Source organism: Luteimonas sp. AC640a (assembly GCF_979256585.1).
On record NZ_CEEDOV010000005.1, the window covers coordinates 123,034 to 143,745 of the forward strand.

Here is a 20,712-nt window from a genome sequence, read left to right on the forward strand (position 1 = left end):
GATCATGATTTCCCAGACCACGCTGGTCGCGATCGTGCTCGCGCCGCTGCTGGGCTCGATCATCGCGGGCCTGTTCGGCCGCCAGGTCGGCCGCGCCGGTGCGCACACGGTGACCATCGCCGGCGTCGCGATCAGCTGCGCGCTGTCGATCTACACGCTGTGGCAGCTGATGCAGGGCGCGCCGACCTTCAACGAGAACGTCTACACCTTCTTCGAGGTCGGCAACTATTCGGCGCACGTCGGCTTCCTGATCGACAATCTCACCGCGATGATGATGGTCGTGGTGACCTTCGTGTCGCTGCTGGTGCACGTCTACACCATCGGCTACATGTCCGAGGATCCGGGCTACCAGCGCTTCTTCAGCTATATCTCGCTGTTCACCTTCTCGATGCTGATGCTGGTGATGGGCAACAACTTCCTGCAGCTGTTCTTCGGCTGGGAAGCGGTGGGCCTGGTGTCGTACCTGCTGATCGGGTTCTGGTTCAAGAAGCCGACCGCGGTGTTCGCCAACATGAAGGCGTTCCTGGTCAACCGCGTCGGCGATTTCGGCTTCCTGCTCGGTATCGCCGGCGTGCTGTACTGGTTCGGCAGCCTCGACTACGCGACCGTGTTCGCTGCGGCTGACACCACGATCGGCGGTGGCCAGACGATCGAAGTGATCACCGGCTTCGAGTGGTCGGTCGCGACGCTCGTCTGCATCTGTCTGTTCATCGGCGCGATGGGCAAGTCGGCCCAGGTGCCGTTGCACGTGTGGCTGCCCGACTCGATGGAAGGCCCGACCCCGATCTCGGCGCTGATCCACGCCGCGACCATGGTCACCGCCGGCATCTTCATGGTGGCGCGCATGTCGCCGCTGTTCGAGCTGTCGGAAACCGCGCTGCAGTTCATCCTCTTCATCGGTGCGACCACGGCCTTCTTTACTGGCCTGATCGGCATCGTGCAGAACGACATCAAGCGCGTCGTCGCGTACTCGACGCTGTCGCAGCTGGGCTACATGACCGTCGCGCTCGGCGTGTCGGCATACTCGGCCGCGGTGTTCCACCTGATGACCCACGCCTTCTTCAAGGCGCTGCTGTTCCTGGCGGCGGGCTCGGTGATCATCGGCATGCACCACGAGCAGGACATGCGCAAGATGGGCGGCCTGCGCAAGTACATGCCGATCACGTTCTGGACCAGCGTCATCGGCACGCTGGCCCTGGTGGGAACGCCGTTCTTCAGCGGCTTCTATTCCAAGGACACGATCATCGAGGCGGCCAAGCACGCCAGCGACGGTGGCGGCTGGGTGTTCCAGTACGCGTACTGGTCGGTGCTGCTGGGCGCGTTCGTGACTTCGTTCTACAGCTTCCGCCTGCTGTACATGACGTACTTCGGCAAGGAGCGTTTCCGCGATGCGCATGCGTCCGACGCACACGCCACGCATGACGCGCACGGTCACGAAACACACCACGAGCCGCTGCACGACGACGGCCACGGCCATGCGGTCGCCGCGACGTCTCACGATGCACATGCGCATGACGATCATGGCCACCACGGCCCGCACGAGCCACACGAATCCCCGTGGGTCGTGACGCTGCCGCTGATCCTGCTGGCGATCCCGTCGATCCTGATCGGTTACTTCACCGCGGGTCCGATGCTGTTCGGCACCGACTGGACCGGCCATCACGAAGTGCGCGGGTTCTTCGACGGCGTGATCCACGTGCTGTCGTCCAACGACGTGCTGGCTGCGCTGAAGGAAGAGCTGTGGCACGGCCCGGCCGCGTTCGCGCTGCATGGCTTCATGGCACCGGCGTTCTGGCTGGTCGTCGCAGGCTTCGTGCTGGCGACCGTCATGTACTGGTGGAAGCCCGAGCTGGCGGCGAAGGCCGCGCACGTGTTCCGCCTGCCCATCCGCGTGCTCGAGAACAAGTACGGCATGGACGACCTGTGGATCGGCGGTTTCGCCGGCGGCGGTGTCGGTCTGGGCAAGCTGTCGCGGGTGTTCGATACCAAGGTGATCGACGGTGTCTTCGTCAACGGTCCGGCGCGCGTCGTCGGTCTGGTCTCGGGCGTTGTCCGCCGGCTGCAGTCCGGTGCTCTCTACCACTACGCTTTCGCGATGATCGTCGGCCTGATCGTGCTTCTGGCCATCCTCATCAAGTACTGGCGCTGACGGAATACGATACGTGTCGAACTGGCCTCTTCTCAGTCTCCTGATCTGGCTGCCGATCCTCGGCGGTGCGTGCGTGCTCGCTCTGGGCGAACGCCGCCCCGACGCGGCGCGCTGGGTATCGCTGGCGTTCGCGCTGCTCGTCTTCGTCCTCAGCATTCCGCTGTTCACCGGCTTCGACTACGGCAACGCGGGCCTGCAGTTCCTCGAGCGGCGCGAGTGGATTCCGTCTCTGGACATCGAGTACCACCTCGGCGCCGACGGCATCTCGATTGCGCTGATCATCCTGACCACGCTGACCACCGCACTCGTGCTGATCGGCGCGTGGGGTTCGGTGACCAAGCGGGTGTCGCAGTATTTCGCGTCGATGCTGATCCTCGAAGGCATGATGGTCGGTGTGTTCTCGGCCGTCGACGCGATGCTGTTCTACGTGTTCTTCGAAGCCATGCTGATTCCGATGTTCATCATCATCGGTGTCTGGGGTGGCGCGAACCGCGTGTATGCCTCGGTGAAGTTCTTCCTGTACACGTTCCTCGGCTCGGTCTTCATGCTGGTCGCGCTGATCTACCTGTACATCCAGGCCGGCAGCTGGCAGCTGCCCGATCTGTACGCACTGCGCCTGTCGTCGACGGAGCAGATGTGGATCTTCTTCGCGTTCCTCGCCGCGTTCGCGGTGAAGGTGCCGATGTTCCCGGTGCACACCTGGTTGCCGGACGCGCACGTCGAGGCGCCGACCGGCGGCTCGGTGATCCTGGCGGCGATCATGCTGAAGATCGGTGGCTACGGCTTCCTGCGCTTCAACCTGCCGATCACGCCCGACGCCGGCCACGAATGGGCCTGGCTGGTCATCGGCCTGTCGCTGATCGCGATCGTCTACGTGGGTCTGGTTGCGCTGGTCCAGCAGGACATGAAGAAGCTGGTCGCGTATTCGTCCGTGTCGCACATGGGCTTCGTGACGCTGGGTGTGTTCATCGCATTCGCGCTGATGCGCGACGTGCCGGACGGCTCCGACGCCGCACGTCTCGGCCTGCAGGGCGCGATGGTGCAGATGGTCTCGCACGGCTTCATCTCCGGCGCGATGTTCTCCTGCATCGGCATCCTCTACGACCGCATGCACACCCGGAACATCAAGGATTACGGCGGCGTCGCTAACGTGATGCCGTGGTTCGCCGCGTTCTATGTGCTGTTCGCGATGGCGAACTCCGGCCTGCCGGGCACCTCGGGTTTCGTCGGCGAGTTCATGGTCATCCTGGCTGCGTTCCAGAGCCATCCGCTGATCGCGTTCTTCGCAGCGATGACGCTGATCATCGGTGCGGCCTACACCCTGTGGCTGGTCAAGCGCGTGCTCTACGGCGAAGTGTCGAATGCGCACGTCGCGGCACTCAAGGACATCAACGCCCGCGAAGCACTGGTACTCGGCGTATTCGCCGCCGGCACGCTGCTGATCGGCGTGTATCCCAAGCCGCTGACCGATCTGATGGAGCCGTCCATCGCGCAACTGGCGAACCTGATCGCCGTAAGCAAGCTCTAAGGACACCGTTGCGATGATTTCTGCCCCGATGACGCCTCCCATCCGCACGCTGGCCGAGCTGGGCCCGATCGTGCCCGAGCTCGTGATCGTGCTGGGTGCGTTCGCCCTGCTGATGCTCGACCTGTTCATCGACCCGCGCCGCCGGATCATCACCCACGTGCTGGCCGTCGCGACGATGCTCGCCGCCGCCGCGCTGATCGTGCTCGGCGTCGGTGGTCACGGCAGCATCCTCGCCGACATGTTCGTGCGCGATGGCGGCGCCGACGTGCTCAAGGTTGCCGGTCTCGTGGTCGGCGCCGTGGCGCTGGGCTACGCCTGGACCTGGTTGCGCGAGCGCGACCTGTATCAGGGCGAGATCCCGGTGCTGTTCCTGTTCACGACTGCCGGCATGATGCTGCTGGTGTCGGCGAACAACCTGACGATGGTCTATGTCGGTCTGGAACTGCTGGCGCTGTGTTCCTACGCGCTGGTCGCCTGCGACCGCGACAGCAAGCTCGCGTCCGAAGCGGCGATGAAGTACTTCGTCCTCGGCGCGCTGGCGTCGGGCATGTTGCTGTTCGGCATGTCGCTGATCTACGGCGCCACCGGCACGCTGTCGCTGCCTGCGATCAACGATGCGATCGGCGGTCTGTCGGGCGACGGCCGCGTGCTGATGCTGACCGGCATGGTGTTCCTGATCGTCGGCATCGCGTTCAAGTTCGGCGCCGCGCCGTTCCACATGTGGCTGCCGGACACCTACCACGGTGCGCCGACGCCGATCGTCGCCTTCATCAGCTCGGTGCCGAAGATCGCCGCGTTCGGCATGGCTTGGCGCCTGCTGGAAACCGCGCTCGGCCCGCTGCACGACCAGGCGCAGATCCTGCTGTCGATCCTCGCCGCGTTGTCGCTGGTGGTCGGCAACCTGTTCGCGCTGGCGCAGACAAACCTCAAGCGCATGCTCGCGTACTCGACGATCTCGCACGTCGGCTTCCTGTTCCTCGGCCTCGCCGGTGGCGGGCAGGTGGGCTACGCCTCGGCGATGTTCTACGTCGTCAGCTACGCCGTGATGTCGGCGGCCGCATTCGGCGCGATCGTCATGCTGTCGCGCAACGGTTTCGAAGCCGACCGCATCGATGACTACAAGGGCCTGAACCAGCGCAGCCCGTGGATGGCCGGCCTCGTGCTGTGCATCATGGCGTCGCTCGCCGGTGTGCCGCCGTTCCTCGGCTTCTGGGCCAAGCTCGCCGTGCTGCAGGGCGCCCTGCAGGGTGATCTGCTGTGGCTGGCGATCGTCGGCATCGTGTTCGCGGTCATCGGCGCGTTCTACTACCTGCGCGTGATCAAGGTCATGTACTTCGACGCACCCGAGGCAGCGCCGATGGCGCAGCGCCCCGGCACGCCGATGCGCGTGGTGTTCGCACTCAATGTGCTGGCGCTGCTGGTCGTCGTTCCGTTCTTCAGTCCGCTGATGGCGTGGTGCCAGCAGGCATTCGCCGCCTGAGTCTGTTAGGATGCGCGCCCGGTCGTTGCGAACGCAGCGATCGGGGGGAAGTTCGAGGGACGCGGAATCGCTCGAAACTTCTTGCAATATCGAAGAGAAATCTTCATAATTCCGCTTCTGATGCGGGGTGGAGCAGTCTGGCAGCTCGTCGGGCTCATAACCCGAAGGTCGCAGGTTCAAATCCTGCCCCCGCTACCACATTCAACGCAGTAAAGAAGACGCGCCTCCGGGTGCATCCGACGCGAAGAATCTGGGCTTTGCCGAAGCAACTGCTTCGCTTCGGCGCCGACATCCAGTGGTATCGGACAAGGGGCCCATCGGGCCCTTTGTCGTTTTCCGCGATCGGAAATCTGCAGGCGCCCGGGGCAACGCGGTGCGCTTTGCGACAGCGACGATCGTGCGATACCGGATACGCAACGGACGAGGGATCAGTGGCGGACAAGGCGACACAACTGACGGAATTTCTGGCACCGACGGTCGAGGCCCTCGGGCTCGAACTGCTGGGCATCGAATACCTGACCGCGCCGGGTGGTGCGCTTGTGCGTATCTACATCGACGTGCCGGCGAACGCCGAAGCCGGTCAGGCCGATCCGGAAGGCGAGGGCGGCCAGGGCGTGACGATCGAACACTGCGAGGCGGTCAGCCGCGAAGTGTCGGCGCAGCTCGACGTCGAGGACCCGATCACCGGCAACTACACCCTCGAAGTGTCGTCGCCCGGGATCGACCGCCCGCTGTTCAACGTCGCGCAGTTCGCGCAGTGCCAGGGCGAGACCGCGAAGGTCGGCCTGAAACTGCCGCAGGACGGGCGTCGTCGCCTCACCGGCCGCATCACCTCGGTCGAAGGCGACACGGTGACATTCGATGTCGACGGCACCGCGTTCACCGTGCAGGCCGACAACATCGAGAAAGCCCGCGTGGTCCCTGACTGGGCTGCGCTGGGCCTCGCTGCGTCGAAAGACAAGAAGGACAACGGACGCGCCACTGGCGCGACCCGCAAGGCCAACCACACACCACGTGACAACAAGCGGTCGACGGATCCGTCGACCGGTGCGGAGTGAATGAAAAGATGAGCAAGGAACTGTTGCTGGTCGTCGACGCGGTCGCGAGCGAGAAAGGCGTCCCGGAATCCGTGATTCTCGAGGCCATCGAAGCCGCGCTGGCGACTGCCGCCAAGAAGCGCTACATGGACCAGGACGTGCTGACGCGCGTCGCGATCGATTCCAAGGACGGAAGTTACGAGACCTACCGCCGCTGGGAAGTGGTGGCCGACGATGTCGTCATGGAGTCGCCCGACCGCCAGCTGCGTCTGATGGACGCGATCGACGAGGCCGAAGGCGTCGAAGTCGGCGACTACATCGAAGAACAGATCGAGAACGTCGACTTCGGTCGCATCGCCGCCCAGGCCGCCAAGCAGGTCATCGTGCAGCGCGTGCGCGAGGCCGAGCGCCAGCAGGTCGTCGATGCATGGAAGGATCGCGTCGGTGAGCTGGTGACCGGCGTGGTCAAGCGCGTCGAGCGCGGCAACGTCTATGTCGATCTAGGTGGCAACGCCGAAGCGCTGATCCAGAAAGACAAGGCGATTCCGCGCGATGTCGTGCGTGCCGGCGACCGTGTGCGCGGCTTCCTGTACGACGTGCGCAGCGAGCCCCGTGGCCCGCAGCTGTTCATCAGCCGCGCCGCGCCGGAATTCATGATGGAGCTGTTCAAGCTCGAAGTGCCGGAAGTCGGCCAGGGCCTGGTCGAGATCAAGGCCTGCGCGCGCGATCCGGGCGATCGCGCCAAGATCGCCGTGCTGGCCTACGACACCCGCACCGATCCCATCGGTGCCTGCATCGGCATGCGCGGTTCGCGCGTGCAGGCGGTGTCGAACGAGTTGAACGGTGAGCGCGTCGACATCGTGCTGTGGTCGGACAACCCGGCGCAGTTTGTCATCAACGCGATGGCCCCGGCCGAAGTGCAGTCCATCGTCGTCGACGAGGACAAGCACTCGATGGACCTGGCGGTCGCCGAAGACAAGCTCGCCCAGGCAATCGGCAAGGGTGGTCAGAACGTGCGCCTCGCCAGCCGCCTGTCGGGCTGGCAGCTCAATGTGATGACCCAGGACCAGGTCACCGCGAAGTCGGATGCCGAGCAGGCATCGGCGCGCGCCCTGTTCCAGGAGAAGCTGGAAGTCGACGAGGAAATCGCCGGCATCCTGGTCGCCGAGGGCTTCAGCACGGTCGAGGAAATCGCCTACGTGCCGGTCGGCGAGCTGCTGGCGGTCGAGGGCTTCGACGAAGACATCGTTGAGGAACTGCGCGGCCGTGCACGCGATTCGCTGCTCAACGACGCGCTTGCGGTCGAAGAAGGCGTCGACGAGAACGCACCCGCGGACGATCTGCTCGCGCTGGACGGCATGGACGAGGCGACGGCGTACGCGCTGGCTGCCAACGGCATTCGCACCAGTGAAGATCTGTCGGACCTGGGCGCGGATGAAGTCGTCGAGTTCGGTATCGAGGATCTCGACGAGGCCCGCGCCGCGGCGCTGATCCTGGCGGCGCGTGCCGAAGAGATTGCGCGCCTGGAAAGGGAAGGCTGACGGGTCGCGCGGGCCGGTGCCCTGCACCGGTCCAGTACGCGGCCGCCAGCCATGGATGACGATCCCGTTCGGAACGAATCCCATGCAGCGGTAGAATGACAAATCCACTGCGCCCCGCACCTCGCGGCGGCGCGCAAGGAACCGGAATCACGAATGTCGCAACAAACCACCATCCGCAAGTTGGCCGCACTGGTGAACACGCCGGTCGAGAAACTGCTTGAACAGCTGTCCGAAGCGGGCATGCCGTTCAGCGATCCCGACCAGAGCGTGACCAGTGCCGAGAAGCTCAAGCTGCTCGGTTTCCTCAAGCGCGCGCACGGCAAGGGTGAAGACCCGGCCGAGGAAACCGCTGCGCCGAAGAAGATCACGCTCAGCCGCAGCCGCAAGCAGGAACTGACGGTCGGTGGCGGCAAGAACCGCCAGACGGTCGACGTCGTCGTGCGCAAGAAGGTCACGCTGAGCCCCAACGCGGGCGGTGCGGTCGATCCGGACGCCGAGCGCGCCGAGATCCTGCGCAAGCTCGAAGAGTCGCGCGCGAAGAACCTGTCCGAGCAGCAGCGCCTGGCCGAGGGCGACAAGCGTCGCGCCGACGAAGCCGAAGCGCGCAAGCGCGAAGCGGAAGCCGAAGCCGAGCGTCTGCGTCAGGTCGCAGCGGCCGCTGCCGCCGCGCCGCCGGAAGAAGCCGAAGCGACCCGTCGTCCGCCGGCCACCCACGGTCACGGCCACAAGCCGCCTGCGCCGCCGCGTGCCGACGATCGCAATGCGCCTGCCGGTGCCAAGCACAAGGGCAACCGCGGCTCGCACGCGATGGTCAGTGGCGTCGAGGATGACGACAAGACCGCGCGCTTCGCCGGCCAGATGCACCTCAGCGCGTCCGATCGCGCCCGTCGCAGCACCAGCAACACGCGCGGCAAGCCGCAGCGTGGTGGCCCGCAGCGTCGTGGCAATGCGCCGTCGCGCAGTGGCGGCGGTCCGCACGGCTTCGAACGTCCGACGGCGCCGATGCAGCGCGAAGTCGCGATCGGCGAAGCCATCACCGTGGCCGACCTCGCGCAGAAGCTCGCGATGAAGGGCGGCGACGTGGTCAAGGCGCTGTTCAAGATGGGCGTCATGGCGACCATCACGCAGTCGATCGATCACGACACCGCCGCGCTTGCGGTCGAGGAACTCGGCCACATTCCGGTGCGCGCCGATGCTGACGACGCCGAAAGCGAGCTGATCGCACATGTGGGCGAGGCGCAGGGCGACCTGGTCGCGCGTCCGCCGGTCGTCACGATCATGGGTCACGTCGATCACGGCAAGACCTCGCTGCTCGATTACATCCGTCGCACCAAGATCGCCTCGGGGGAAGCGGGTGGCATCACCCAGCACATCGGCGCGTACCACGTCGAAACCGACAAGGGCGTCATCAGCTTCCTCGACACTCCGGGTCACGCGGCATTTACCTCGATGCGCGCACGCGGCGCCAAGCTCACCGACATCGTGATCCTGGTGGTCGCGGCCGACGACGGCGTCATGCCGCAGACGGTCGAGGCGATCAAGCACGCGAAGGCGGCGAAGGTGCCGCTGATCGTGGCGATCAACAAGATCGACAAGTCGGGCGCGGATCCGTCGCGGGTCAAGAACGAACTGCTCGAGCACGAAATCGTGGCCGAGGACTTCGGTGGCGACACCCAGATGGTGGAACTGTCGGCCAAGACCGGCGACGGCGTCGACGATCTGCTCGACGCGATTTCGCTGCAGTCGGAAATCCTCGAGTTGCGCGCCGTGGCCGATGGCCGCGCGAGCGGTACGGTCATCGAATCCTCGCTCGACAAGGGCCGCGGCCCGGTCGCGACGGTGTTGGTGCAGAACGGTCTGCTGTCGCGTGGCGATTACCTCGTCTGCGGCGTGCAGTACGGCCGCGTGCGTGCGCTGTTCGACGAAACCGGCAACCAGGTGCCGACGGCGGGTCCGTCGATCCCGGTGCAGGTGCTGGGTCTGTCGGGCGTGCCGGATGCGGGCGACGATTTCGTCGTCGTCGCCGACGAGCGTCTGGCCAAGGACGTGGCCTCGCAGCGCGACACCAAGCGCCGCGAAACGCGCCTGGTGCAGGCCGCGGGCAACCGCATGGAAGACATCATGGCGCAGATGGGTCAGGCCGAGCAGCAGCTGTCGCTCAACCTGGTCATCAAGGCGGACGTGCAGGGCTCGGTCGAAGCGCTCAAGCAGTCGCTGGTCGCGCTGTCGAACGATCAGATCCGCATCAACGTCATCGTCTCGGGCGTCGGCGGCATCACCGAGTCGGACGCCAATTCGGCGGCGGCGGCGAAGGCCACGATCATCGGCTTCAACGTCCGTGCCGACGCGTCGGCGCGCAAGGTGATCGAGAACAGCGCGCTGGATCTGCGCTACTTCTCGGTGATCTACGACGTGATCGACCAGGTCAAGCAGGTTGCCTCGGGCATCCTCGGCATGGAGATCCGCGAAGAGATCATCGGTACCGCCGAAGTGCGCGACGTGTTCCGCAGCTCCAAGTTCGGTGCGGTCGCGGGCTCGATGGTCATCGAGGGTGTGGTCAAGCGCAGCAAGCCGATCCGCGTGCTGCGCGACAACACGGTCATCTTCGAGGGCGAGCTGGAATCGCTGCGCCGCTTCAAGGAAAACGTCGACGAAGTGCGCAACGGCACCGAGTGCGGCATCGGCGTCAAGGCCTACAACGACGTCAAGCCGGGTGACCAGATCGAGTGCTTCGAGCGTATCGAGGTCCAGCGCACCCTGTAAGGGCGCGCCGGATGCAATGCCGGCGGCCGGGCTCCGTACACGCGGACCCGGCCGTCGTCGTCTAAGGCGGTTTCACTCGCCACGTTCCAGACTTTCTTCCGCCCCATCGCAACAGGTTCCCAATCCGTGGCCACGAAATCCTTCCACCGTACCGATCGCGTCTCTGCCCAGCTCCGTCGCGAGCTCGGAACGCTCGTGCGCGAGGCAGTCTCCGAACACGGCCTGCCGTCGGTGAGCGTGTCCGACGTCGAGGTCACGCGCGACATGGCCCACGCCAAGGTCTTCGTGACCGCGCTGCAGTCCGAGCGCGCCGACGAGGCGATGAAGGGCCTCAAGGCCGTCGCGCACGAGATCCGCTTCCGCCTCGCGCGCGCGGTGAAGCTGCGCCACGTGCCGGAGCTGCATTTCCACTACGACGATTCGGTCGATCGCGGCGAACGCATCGACAACCTGCTGCGTGACATCGACACCGGCCGTCCGGCCGAGTGAGTCCGGCGCGGTTCCTTAGCCGCATCGCAGACGCTCAACCACGCGCCCGCCCATGACGAGTCGCACCCAGCACAACCGGCCCCGCACGAAGTTCCGCAAGCTCGACGGCATCCTGCTGCTCGACAAGCCGCGTGGCATGAGTTCCAACCAGGCGCTGCAGCGCGTGCGGCACCTGTTCCGCGCCGAGAAGGGCGGCCATACCGGCAGCCTCGATCCGCTGGCGACCGGCCTGCTGCCGGTCTGTTTCGGCGAAGCGACCAAGATCGCCGGCGGCCTGCTCGGCGCGCGCAAGGCCTACACTACGGTCGCCCGGCTCGGTCAGGTCACCGATACCGACGACGCAGACGGCGAGATCCTGCGCGAGCGCCCCGTCCCGGCGCTGACTCTCGAGACCCTAGATGCCGCGCTCGGCCAGCTGGTCGGTCGCATCCAGCAGCGTCCGCCGATCTATTCCGCGCTCAAGCGCGGCGGCGAGCCCCTGTATGCGAAGGCGCGGCGAGGCGAGGCGGTCGAGGTCGATGTGCGCCCGGTCGACGTCCACGCGTTCGAACTGCAGTCGGCCGCCGATCTGCTCGATGGCGTGCTCGAACCCGATGGCATGCCGCAGCTGCGGCTGCACGTCGAATGCGGTTCGGGCACCTACGTGCGCAGCCTGGTCCGCGATCTGGGCGAACTACTGGGCTGTGGCGCCCATGTCGCCGAGCTGCGCCGGCTCTGGGTCGATCCCTTCCGCGATCCGCGCATGTGGACGCTGGAGGACCTGCAGGCGCTGGCTGCGCGCGGCGAATCGCAGCTCGAAGCCTGCCTGCTGGAGATCGAGGCCGGCATGCTGGCGTGGCCGAAGGTCCACGTCGACGTACGCCAGGCCGCGCGGCTGCAGAACGGCCAGGATGTGCCGGGACCGTACGCGCCGGTGGGCGAGGTGGCCATCATCGGGCCGGCCGGTCGCGCCGAAGGTCTGGGGCAGGTGGTGGAGGACGGCCGCCTGAAACCGCAACGCATGTTCCGCCGCGCCGACCCGAACGCCGCTGGGGCCTGAACGGCTGCCTTGTCCGGTTGTCCGCCCAGCGGTACAATTTCGCCGCCTTTTTCAAGGCACACTGCAGCATCCATCCACAGGCGGTCCGGGCGGTACGCGATGGTCATACGACACGTCGCTGTCTTCTGCGGGACCCGCGTCCAGAGAGCATGAAATGACCAGCACCATCGACAACGGCAAGATCATCGAAGACCACAAGCGCGGCGAGAACGACACCGGCTCCCCGGAAGTCCAGGTCGCCCTGCTGACCGCGCGCATCGTGCATCTGACCGAGCACTTCAAGACGCACAAGAAGGATCACCACAGCCGCCGCGGCCTGCTGATGATGGTCAACCGTCGTCGCAGCCTGCTCGACTATCTGCACCGCAAGGACGCAGATCGCTACAAGGCCCTGATCCAGAAGCTTGGCCTGCGTCGCTAAACCCGATACCCACCGCGGCGCAGAAATGCGCCGCGGTTCTTTTTAGGGCGTGGGCAGCGTCCGCCCGCCGGGGCATGGGTCCCGGACGGTTCATCGCAAGAGACATCAAGGAATTCCAACGTGGCAAAAGTGACAAAGAGCTTCCAGTACGGCAACCAGACGGTGACGCTCGAGACCGGCGAGATTGCGCGCCAGGCCGGCGGCGCCGTGATGGTGTCCTGCGATGGCACCCAGGTGCTGGTCGCCGCGGTCGCCAACAAGACCGCGCGCGAAGGCCAGGATTTCTTCCCGCTGACCGTCGACTACCAGGAGAAGTTCTACGCCGGCGGCCGCATCCCGGGTGGCTTCTTCAAGCGTGAAGGTCGCGCCACGGAAAAGGAGACGCTGATCTCGCGTCTGATCGACCGTCCGATCCGTCCGCTGTTCCCCGATGGCTTCCGTAACGAAGTCCAGATCATCGCCACCGTGATGTCGATGAACCCGGACGTCGACGGCGACATCCTGGCTCTGCTCGGTGCGTCCGCTGCGCTGGCCCTGTCGGGCGCGCCGTTCGACGGCCCGATCGGCGCCGCCAAGGTCGGCTACAAGGACGGCCAGTACCTGCTGAACCCGACCGTGTCGGCGCTGAAGGATTCGGATCTCGAGCTCGTCGTCGCCGGTACCGCGAACGCCGTGCTGATGGTCGAGTCGGAAGCCAAGGAACTGTCGGAAGACGTGATGCTCGGCGCCGTGATGTTCGGCCACCAGCAGATGCAGGTCGCCATCGCAACGATCAACGAGCTCGTCAGTGAGGCCGGCAAGCCGAAGTGGGAATGGTCGGCCCCGGCCACCAACGAAGGCCTGATCTCGGCCATCCGCACCGCCGTGGGTGAGCAGCTCGCCAGCGCGTTCCAGGTGCGTGACAAGCTCGAGCGCAAGGACGCGATCTCCAAGGTCAAGAAGGCGATCCTCGAAGCCGTGCAGCCGCACGCCGAAGCCAACGCCTGGTCGAACAGCGAGCTGTCGAAGGAATTCGGCGAGCAGGAATACCAGACGATGCGCGACTCGGTCCTCAAGACCAAGGTCCGTATCGATGGTCGCGCGCTCGACACCGTGCGTCCGATCGCATCCAAGGTCAGCATCCTCCCGCGCGTGCACGGCTCCTCGCTGTTCACCCGTGGCGAGACGCAGGCGATCGTCGCTGTGACCCTCGGCACCGCGCGCGATGGCCAGATCATCGACGCCGTCGCCGGCGAGTACAAAGAGCACTTCCTGTTCCATTACAACTTCCCCCCGTACTCGGTGGGCGAAGCCGGCCGCATGATGGGTCCGAAGCGTCGCGAGATCGGCCACGGCCGTCTGGCCAAGCGCGGCGTGCTCGCCGTGATGCCGACGATGGAAGAGTTCCCGTACACCATCCGCGTCGTGTCGGAGATCACCGAGTCGAACGGTTCCTCGTCGATGGCGTCGGTCTGCGGTTCCTCGCTGGCGCTGATGGACGCGGGCGTGCCGATCAAGGCGCCGGTCGCCGGCATCGCGATGGGCCTGGTCAAGGAAGGCGACGACTACGTCGTGCTGTCGGACATCCTGGGTGACGAAGATCACCTCGGCGACATGGACTTCAAGGTCGCCGGCACCACGAACGGCATCTCGGCGCTGCAGATGGACATCAAGATCCAGGGCATCACCGAAGAGATCATGAAGGTCGCGCTGGCCCAGGCGAAGCAGGGTCGTCTGCACATCCTCCAGGAGATGAGCAGCGCACTGACCACGGCCCGTACCGAACTCAGCGAGTTCGCGCCGCGCCTGATCACGATCAAGATCCACCCCGACAAGATCCGCGAAGTCATCGGCAAGGGCGGTTCGGTCATCCAGGCGATCACCAAGGAGACCGGCACCCAGATCGATATCCAGGACGACGGCACGATCACCATCGCGTCGGTCAACGGTGCCGCCGGTCAGGCCGCGAAGGAACGCATCGAGCAGATCACGTCGGACGTCGAGCCGGGCCGCATCTACGAGGGCAAGGTCGTCAAGCTGATGGACTTCGGTGCATTCGTGACGATCTCCCCCGGCAAGGACGGTCTGGTCCACGTGTCGCAGATCTCCAACGAGCGTGTCGAGAAGGTCGGCGACGTGCTCAAGGAAGGCGACGTGGTCAAGGTCAAGGTGCTGGAAGTCGACAAGCAGGGCCGCATCCGCCTGTCGATGAAGGCCGTCGCCGAAGGCGAAGGCACGCCGGCCGAGTAATCGCCAGCGTCGCATGCAACAAGAAAACGGGCCGCGCAAGCGGCCCGTTTTTGTTGGAGCGTGAAATTGTGTTGGAGCGGTTGGGACCCGAGCCCTACTTCAGGTTTCGACCGTACAGCTGCGGGCTGCTCGTTCTCAGATTTCAGACGCATCTATTCCGCAACCGCCCGATGGGGCGATGCCTGCAAATCCCCGCACAAGAACACCGTTTGGCGCAGTTCTCGCACAAAGCTGACTGCGCCACCTAGTCCTATGGTGTGAGTTTGCATTTGTTGTTCATCTGGCAGGCTTGCGGCATGCAGACCGAACCTCTCTCCCAGAACGCCGTCAAAGCCCCGACTCCCGGGCCCGCGCTGCAGCGCAAGAAGCTGTGGCACCACCTGTATTTCTGGGTGTTGGTCGGCATCGCGGCCGGCATCGCCATCGGTCTACTTGCGCCCGAAGTCGGCGCGCAGATGAAATGGCTGGCCGATCTCTTCATCAAGTTGGTCAAGGTGGTGATCGCCCCGACCATCTTCGCCACCGTTGCGGTCGGCATCGCCGGACTCGGCAATCTCGCCAAGGCCGGCGGCCTGGCCCTCAAGACCGTCATCTACTTCAACGTCACCACGGTGTTCGCGCTGGGCATCGGCCTGGTCGTCATCAACCTGCTGGGCCCGGGCCGCATGCTCGGACTGGATATCGCCACCTTCGACGCCTCGGCGGCAGAAGGCACGCTGAGCAGCGCGGGCGCGGCGGCAGGCGAAGGCCTGACTGGCTTCATCCTGCATCTGGTGCCCAGCTCGTTCTTCGGAGCGTTCGTCGAGGGCCAGTTGATCCAGGTGCTGGTGATGGCGATCCTCGTCGCCTGCGCGATCTCGATGCTCGGCGAGCGCGGCAAGCCCGCGGTCGCGGCGCTCGACACGATCGCCCAGGTGATGTTCGGCGTCATCAAGATCGTCATGTGGTTCGCCCCGCTGGGCGCGATGGGCGGCATGGCCTTCACCATCGGCGAGTACGGCGGCGCGATCCTCGGTTCGCTCGGCTACTTCATGGTGAGTTTCTGGCTGACCTGTCTGTTGTTCCTGTTCCTGGTGCTGGGACCGATCTGCTGGTGGTCGGGCTTCAACATTTTCAAGTACATCCGCATGATCCGCGACGAGCTGCTGATCGTGCTCGGCACCTCGTCGTCGGAGACGGTGCTGCCGCGCATGCTGGCGAAACTCGAAGCGGCCGGCGTGCCGAAGTCGGTCGTCGGCCTGACGATTCCCACCGGCTATTCGTTCAACCTCGACGGCACCGCGATCTACATGTCGATGGGCGCAATCTTCATCGCCCAGGCCTTCGGTATCGAAGTGCCGCTGGGCACGCAGATCGCGCTGCTGGTGTTCATGCTGATTTCGTCCAACGGCGCGGCCGGCGTGTCGGGTGCGGGCCTGGTGACGCTGGCGGCGTCTCTGGCGGCGTTCGAGAGCGTGATTCCGCTGGCGGGCATCGCGTTGATTGTGGGCATCGACCGCTTCATGTCCGAAGGCCGCGCGCTCACCAACCTCACCGGCAATGGCATCGGCACGCTTGTGGTGGCGCGCTGGACCGGCCAGTTGGACCGCGCGCGTCTGGCGGAGGTGCTCGACAATCCGTCGCTGGTCGATGCCGACCGCCTGGCGGCCGAAGCGCAGGCCAAGGCGGCTGCCGGCGTGCCCGTCGATGCACTGCCGGCCAGGTGAGATCGATGGCCGCCGGTCGACCCGCGTTGCGTTGACCGGTCAGGTGCAGCTGTTGCGCACGCAACGGTTGCGCGTCCACCGCAGAGCCTTTAGGTTGCAGTCCATGCCCCGCATCGCCGCCAACAATCGCAACCGCAACGCACTGCGCACGAATAATCGTGCGCGGCCGATGCGGGTGTGGGAGCTGGCGCAGCAGTAAGCAGAGACGCGCAGGCACCGAAACACGAACCCGCATCGGCCGCGATGCGGGTTTTTTTGTGCCCGCATCCGGCTCCACCGACATCGCGATCCACGACATCCCAGGAGCTCCACCATGTGTTCGATCTTCGGCATCTTCGGCCTGCAACCCGGCGACGACGCAACCGCTCTCCGCCGGCAGGCGCTCGAGTGTTCGCAGCGCCAGCGCCACCGCGGCCCCGACTGGAGCGGCGTGCACGTCGACGACCGCGCGATCCTCGTGCACGAACGCCTCGCGATCGTCGACCCGGCGGGCGGCTCGCAGCCGCTGCTGTCCGAGGATGGCGCGCTGGTGCTCGCGGTCAATGGCGAGATCTACAACCACCAGACGCTGAAGACCGAACTGCGCGTGCCGTATGGGTTCCAGACTGCATCGGACTGCGAAGTGGTCAGCGCGCTGTATCGCGAACACGAGGCCGACGGCAGCGGTCCGTCCGCGTTCCTCGAGCGGCTCAACGGCATATTCGCGTTCGCGCTATGGGACCGCGACAGCGGTCGCGCGATCATCGCCCGCGATCCGATCGGCGTGGTGCCGCTGTACTGGGGTCACGACCGCGAAGGCCGCCTGCGTGTCGCGTCGGAGATGAAGGCGCTCGCCGACACCTGCGCGGATGTCGCGCAGTTCCCGCCCGGTCACTGGTACGACAGCGCGACCGGCGTGCTCACGCAGTACTACAAGCGGCCGTGGCGCGACTTCAACTCGGTGGAAGGCGTGGACGTGTCGCTCGACGACGTGCGTGAAGCGTTCGAGGCCGCGGTGCATCGCCAGCTGATGACCGACGTGCCTTACGGCGTGCTGCTGTCGGGTGGTCTGGATTCGTCACTGGTCGCGGCCGTCGCCGCGCGCTATGCGCGTCATCGCGTCGAGGATGGCGACCGCAGCGAGGCCTGGTGGCCGCGCCTGCATTCGTTCGCGATCGGCCTGAAGGGTTCGCCAGATCTCGCAGCCGCGGCGATCGCCGCCGAGTCGCTGGGCACCGTGCATCACGGTTTCGAATACACGTTCGAAGAAGGCCTGGATGCGATTCCCGACGTGATCCGCCACGTCGAGACCTTCGACGTGACCACGATCCGCGCGTCGACACCGATGTTCCTGCTCGCGCGCCGGATCAAGGCGATGGGCGTGAAGATGGTGCTGTCTGGCGAAGGCAGCGACGAGATCTTCGGCGGCTATCTGTATTTCCACAAAGCGCCCGACGCGCGCCAGTTCCACGAGGAGCTGGTGCGCAAGCTCGACGCTTTGCACAACTACGATTGCCTGCGCGCGAACAAGTCGATGATGGCCTGGGGCGTGGAACCGCGCGTGCCGTTCCTCGACCGCGAGTTCCTCGACGTGGCGATGCGTTTCGATGCTGCGCACAAGATGATCCACCGCGGCAGCGACGGGTATCAGCGCATGGAGAAGGGCGTGCTGCGCGCCGCGTTCGACGGCCATCTGCCCGACGAGATCCTGTGGCGGCAGAAGGAACAGTTCAGCGACGGCGTCGGCTACGGCTGGATCGACGGGCTCAAGGCGCATGCCGAAGCGCAGGTCAGCGATCGTGAACTCGCGGCCGCCTCAAGCCGCTTTCCGCACAACCCGCCGCAGACGAAAGAAGCCTATTTCTATCGCAGCGTGTTCGAACGTGTGTTCCCGTCTCCCGCAGCGGCTGCGACGGTACCGGGTGGCAAATCCATCGCGTGTTCGTCGCCTGCAGCAATCGCGTGGGACGCCGCATTCGCGACGGCCGCCGATCCATCGGGACGTGCCGTCGCTGGCGTGCACAACGCGGCAGTGGCGGCCTGAGTGCAAGCCCTCCCTCGCGTGCGCGGGGGTTGCCGCCGCCGGCTTCAGAGCTTTCCCGCCATCCGCGCGAGCGTTGTATCGCGCCAGTAGATGTGATGCAGCGCGACCATCGCGACATGTCCCACGACGACCGCCAGCAGGGTCCATGCGATGACGCCGTGCGACAGATTGGCTGGTGCCATCAGCCAGTCGATCTTCTCGCCGGTCGCGGGAAACAGCCGAATGCCCCACGGCGCGAAGCCGCGACCAGTGGCGTACTCGCGCATCAGCGCAACGGTCGGCACATAGAACATCAACGCATAGAGCAGCGCATGACCGGCGAGTGCGAGCCGACCGACCAGCGTCGCCGGATGCGGCGGGCGCTTGCGCCACTGCGACAGGCCCCAGGCGCCGCGCAGCAGGATCAGCAGCATCAGTACGCTGCCGACCGGCTTGTGCGAGCCAACGAGAAACGCAGTCAAGGGATGGCGACCCAGGGTCAGCTTCACGCCCATGCTGACGAACTGCCAGGCGAAGAGGGCGCCCATGCCCCAATGCAGCACACGCGTGACCAAGCCGTAGCGCAGCGGTGAATCGGTCCAGCGAGACGGCATGCGTGCATCCAGTGGGGAAAACCGATGCACAGTTCAGCCGGGCACCCGCGCGCTGTCAATCGTCGATGCGCGATGGCGCCATCCATGCGTTGCCGCACCATCGCCCCCCGTACGGGACCGCAGCGACCCCAGCCCGTAAACTGGGCGCCACGTTTCCATACACACGGGCAGCACAGTGATCATCCAACCCAAGGTCCGCGGCTTCATCTGCACCACCACGCATTCCACCGGCTGCGACCACAACGTGCGCGACCAGATCGCGGCCACGCGGGCGCGCGGCGTGCGCACCGACGGTCCCAAGAAGGTGCTGGTGATCGGTGCGTCCAGCGGCTATGGCCTGGCGGCGCGCATCAGCGCGGCGTTCGGTTTCGGCGCCGACACGCTCGGCGTGTTCTTCGAAAAGCCCGGCAGCGAGAAGAAGCCCGGCACCGCCGGCTGGTACAACTCCGCCGCGTTCGATCGCTACGCGAAAGAAGCCGGCCTCTACAGCCGCTCGATCAACGGTGACGCGTTCTCCGACGCCGCGCGCGCGCAGGCGATCGATCTGATCAAGAACGAGATGGGCGGCCAGGTCGATCTGGTCGTCTATTCGCTGGCCTCGCCGGTGCGCAAGCTGCCCGACACCGGCGAAGTGAAGCGCTCTGCGCTCAAGCCGATCGGTGAGGCTTACACCTCGACCGCGATCGACACCAACAAGGACCAGATCATCGAAGCGTCGATCGAGCCTGCGACCGAGCAGGAGATCGCCGACACCGTGACCGTGATGGGTGGCGAAGACTGGCGGCTGTGGATCGACGCGCTGCGCGAGGCCGGCGTGCTGGCTGACGGCGCGAAGACGGTCGCCTTCAGCTACATCGGCACCGAGATCACATGGCCGATCTACTGGCACGGCGCGCTGGGCAAGGCCAAGGCCGACCTCGACGCGACCGCCCGGCGTATCGATGCGCAGCTCGCCGAGACCGGCGGCAGCGCGAACGTCGCCGTGCTCAAGTCGGTGGTCACCCAGGCCAGTGCCGCGATTCCGGTGCTGCCGCTGTACATCGCCATCGCCTTCAAGGTCATGAAGGAAAAGGGCCTGCACGAAGGCACGCTCGACCAGCTCGACCGCCTGTTCCGCGAGCGCATGTACCGCGCCGACGGCGCACGGCCCGAGGTGGACGACGAAGCACGTCTGCGTCTCGACGACTGGGAACTGCGCGACGACGTGCAGACGCAGTGCAAGGCGCTGTGGCCGCAGATCACCACCGGGAACCTGTTCGCGCTGACCGATTACGCCGGCTACAAACACGAGTTCCTCAAGCTGTTCGGTTTCGAGCGCAGCGATGTCGATTACGACGCCGAGGTGGATCCGGTGGCGGACTTCGATGTGATCGAACTGCGGGACTGATCGCGTACGCGCGCCCCGAAGAGCCCCGCGCATGCGGGGCTTTTTCTTTGGTGGGTCTGCGTCATCGTGGCGACGCAGGGTACGTGCTGGCAATGCGTTGGATGCGCTGTTGCAGGGGTGGATCCGATGGAAATTTCGCTTCGCTTTTTGCCTTTGCCTTTGCCTTTGCCGTTGGCTTTGGCTTTGGCTTTGGCTTTGGCTTCCAGCCTTTGACTTGAATCGAGCCGTAAAGAGAGCCGAGCACCGGAGTCTGGCGTGGCCGAAGAGCAGCCCATGTCTGAGCGCAGCGAGTTTGGGCTGCGTGCCGCGTCAGGCGAGGAGCGGAGG

Annotated in this window: 14 protein-coding genes and 1 tRNA gene; 14 read left to right on the forward strand and 1 reads right to left on the reverse strand. The window is 65.6% G+C overall.

Annotation, left to right across the window (positions count from 1 at the left end; all coding sequences use genetic code 11):
* The first annotated feature begins 4 nt into the window (after positions 1-4).
* The 13 genes from nuoL (at position 5) to asnB (ending at position 18,405) form a co-directional block, all read left to right on the forward strand.
* Positions 5-2,149, forward strand: a complete 2,145-nt coding sequence (gene nuoL / locus ACZ9YD_RS03440; RefSeq protein WP_465073768.1) for an NADH-quinone oxidoreductase subunit L — start codon at positions 5-7, stop codon at positions 2,147-2,149.
* A 13-nt stretch (positions 2,150-2,162) separates the two neighbouring features.
* Positions 2,163-3,677 carry an NADH-quinone oxidoreductase subunit M gene (locus ACZ9YD_RS03445; protein WP_465073743.1) on the forward strand — a complete coding sequence of 505 codons (1,515 nt, stop codon included), beginning with the start codon at positions 2,163-2,165 and terminating at the stop codon, positions 3,675-3,677.
* Between the two features lie 16 nt (positions 3,678-3,693).
* Positions 3,694-5,157 (forward strand): NADH-quinone oxidoreductase subunit NuoN, encoded by a 1,464-nt coding sequence (gene nuoN, locus ACZ9YD_RS03450; RefSeq protein ID WP_465073769.1) that lies wholly within the window; start codon positions 3,694-3,696, stop codon positions 5,155-5,157.
* 121 nt (positions 5,158-5,278) lie between these two features.
* Positions 5,279-5,355: transfer RNA gene (locus tag ACZ9YD_RS03455), tRNA-Met, on the forward strand.
* 233 nt (positions 5,356-5,588) lie between these two features.
* Entirely contained in the window at positions 5,589-6,215 is a 627-nt protein-coding gene (locus tag ACZ9YD_RS03460; protein ID WP_465073744.1) for a ribosome maturation factor RimP, read from the forward strand.
* An 8-nt stretch (positions 6,216-6,223) separates the two neighbouring features.
* Positions 6,224-7,735, forward strand: coding sequence for a transcription termination factor NusA (gene nusA / locus ACZ9YD_RS03465; RefSeq protein WP_465073745.1), 1,512 nt, complete (start codon positions 6,224-6,226; stop codon positions 7,733-7,735).
* Between the two features lie 153 nt (positions 7,736-7,888).
* Positions 7,889-10,498: a translation initiation factor IF-2 gene (infB, locus tag ACZ9YD_RS03470; protein WP_465073747.1), complete on the forward strand. Its 2,610-nt coding sequence runs from the start codon at positions 7,889-7,891 to the stop codon at positions 10,496-10,498.
* A 126-nt stretch (positions 10,499-10,624) separates the two neighbouring features.
* Positions 10,625-10,987 (forward strand): 30S ribosome-binding factor RbfA, encoded by a 363-nt coding sequence (gene rbfA, locus ACZ9YD_RS03475; RefSeq protein WP_465073749.1) that lies wholly within the window; start codon positions 10,625-10,627, stop codon positions 10,985-10,987.
* 52 nt (positions 10,988-11,039) lie between these two features.
* Positions 11,040-12,026, forward strand: coding sequence for a tRNA pseudouridine(55) synthase TruB (gene truB, locus ACZ9YD_RS03480; protein ID WP_465073750.1), 987 nt, complete (start codon positions 11,040-11,042; stop codon positions 12,024-12,026).
* A 154-nt stretch (positions 12,027-12,180) separates the two neighbouring features.
* Entirely contained in the window at positions 12,181-12,447 is a 267-nt protein-coding gene (gene rpsO / locus ACZ9YD_RS03485; protein WP_465073752.1) for a 30S ribosomal protein S15, read from the forward strand.
* A 120-nt stretch (positions 12,448-12,567) separates the two neighbouring features.
* Positions 12,568-14,676: a polyribonucleotide nucleotidyltransferase gene (gene pnp, locus ACZ9YD_RS03490; protein WP_465073753.1), complete on the forward strand. Its 2,109-nt coding sequence runs from the start codon at positions 12,568-12,570 to the stop codon at positions 14,674-14,676.
* Between the two features lie 296 nt (positions 14,677-14,972).
* Complete coding sequence (gene dctA / locus ACZ9YD_RS03495) at positions 14,973-16,382, forward strand: C4-dicarboxylate transporter DctA (RefSeq protein ID WP_465073754.1); 1,410 nt, start codon at positions 14,973-14,975, stop codon at positions 16,380-16,382.
* A 313-nt stretch (positions 16,383-16,695) separates the two neighbouring features.
* On the forward strand, positions 16,696-18,405 hold the full coding sequence (gene asnB, locus ACZ9YD_RS03500; RefSeq protein ID WP_465073755.1) for an asparagine synthase B: 1,710 nt from the start codon (positions 16,696-16,698) through the stop codon (positions 18,403-18,405).
* Positions 18,406-18,449: 44 nt separating this feature from the next.
* On the opposite strand, the gene ACZ9YD_RS03505 is transcribed toward asnB, so the two are convergent.
* A complete protein-coding gene (locus ACZ9YD_RS03505) occupies positions 18,450-18,998 on the reverse strand; it encodes a cytochrome b (protein WP_465073756.1) in 549 nt (182 codons plus the stop codon).
* A gap of 175 nt (positions 18,999-19,173) precedes the next feature.
* On the opposite strand from ACZ9YD_RS03505, the gene fabV reads away from it, so the two are divergent.
* Entirely contained in the window at positions 19,174-20,385 is a 1,212-nt protein-coding gene (fabV, locus tag ACZ9YD_RS03510) for an enoyl-ACP reductase FabV (protein ID WP_465073757.1), read from the forward strand.
* Positions 20,386-20,712: the final 327 nt, after the last annotated feature.

What these genes read in the sequence shown, in the direction of transcription:
- nuoL (WP_465073768.1), top strand. Translation starts at nt 5, where the DNA reads ATGATTTCCCAGACCACGCTGGTCGCGATCGTGCTCGCGCCGCTGCTG.
- nusA (WP_465073745.1), top strand. Translation starts at nt 6,224, where the DNA reads ATGAGCAAGGAACTGTTGCTGGTCGTCGACGCGGTCGCGAGCGAGAAA.
- infB (WP_465073747.1), top strand. Translation starts at nt 7,889, where the DNA reads ATGTCGCAACAAACCACCATCCGCAAGTTGGCCGCACTGGTGAACACG.
- truB (WP_465073750.1), top strand. Translation starts at nt 11,040, where the DNA reads ATGACGAGTCGCACCCAGCACAACCGGCCCCGCACGAAGTTCCGCAAG.
- rpsO (WP_465073752.1), top strand. Translation starts at nt 12,181, where the DNA reads ATGACCAGCACCATCGACAACGGCAAGATCATCGAAGACCACAAGCGC.
- dctA (WP_465073754.1), top strand. Translation starts at nt 14,973, where the DNA reads ATGCAGACCGAACCTCTCTCCCAGAACGCCGTCAAAGCCCCGACTCCC.
- asnB (WP_465073755.1), top strand. Translation starts at nt 16,696, where the DNA reads ATGTGTTCGATCTTCGGCATCTTCGGCCTGCAACCCGGCGACGACGCA.
- ACZ9YD_RS03505 (WP_465073756.1), bottom strand. Translation starts at nt 18,998, where the DNA reads ATGCCGTCTCGCTGGACCGATTCACCGCTGCGCTACGGCTTGGTCACG.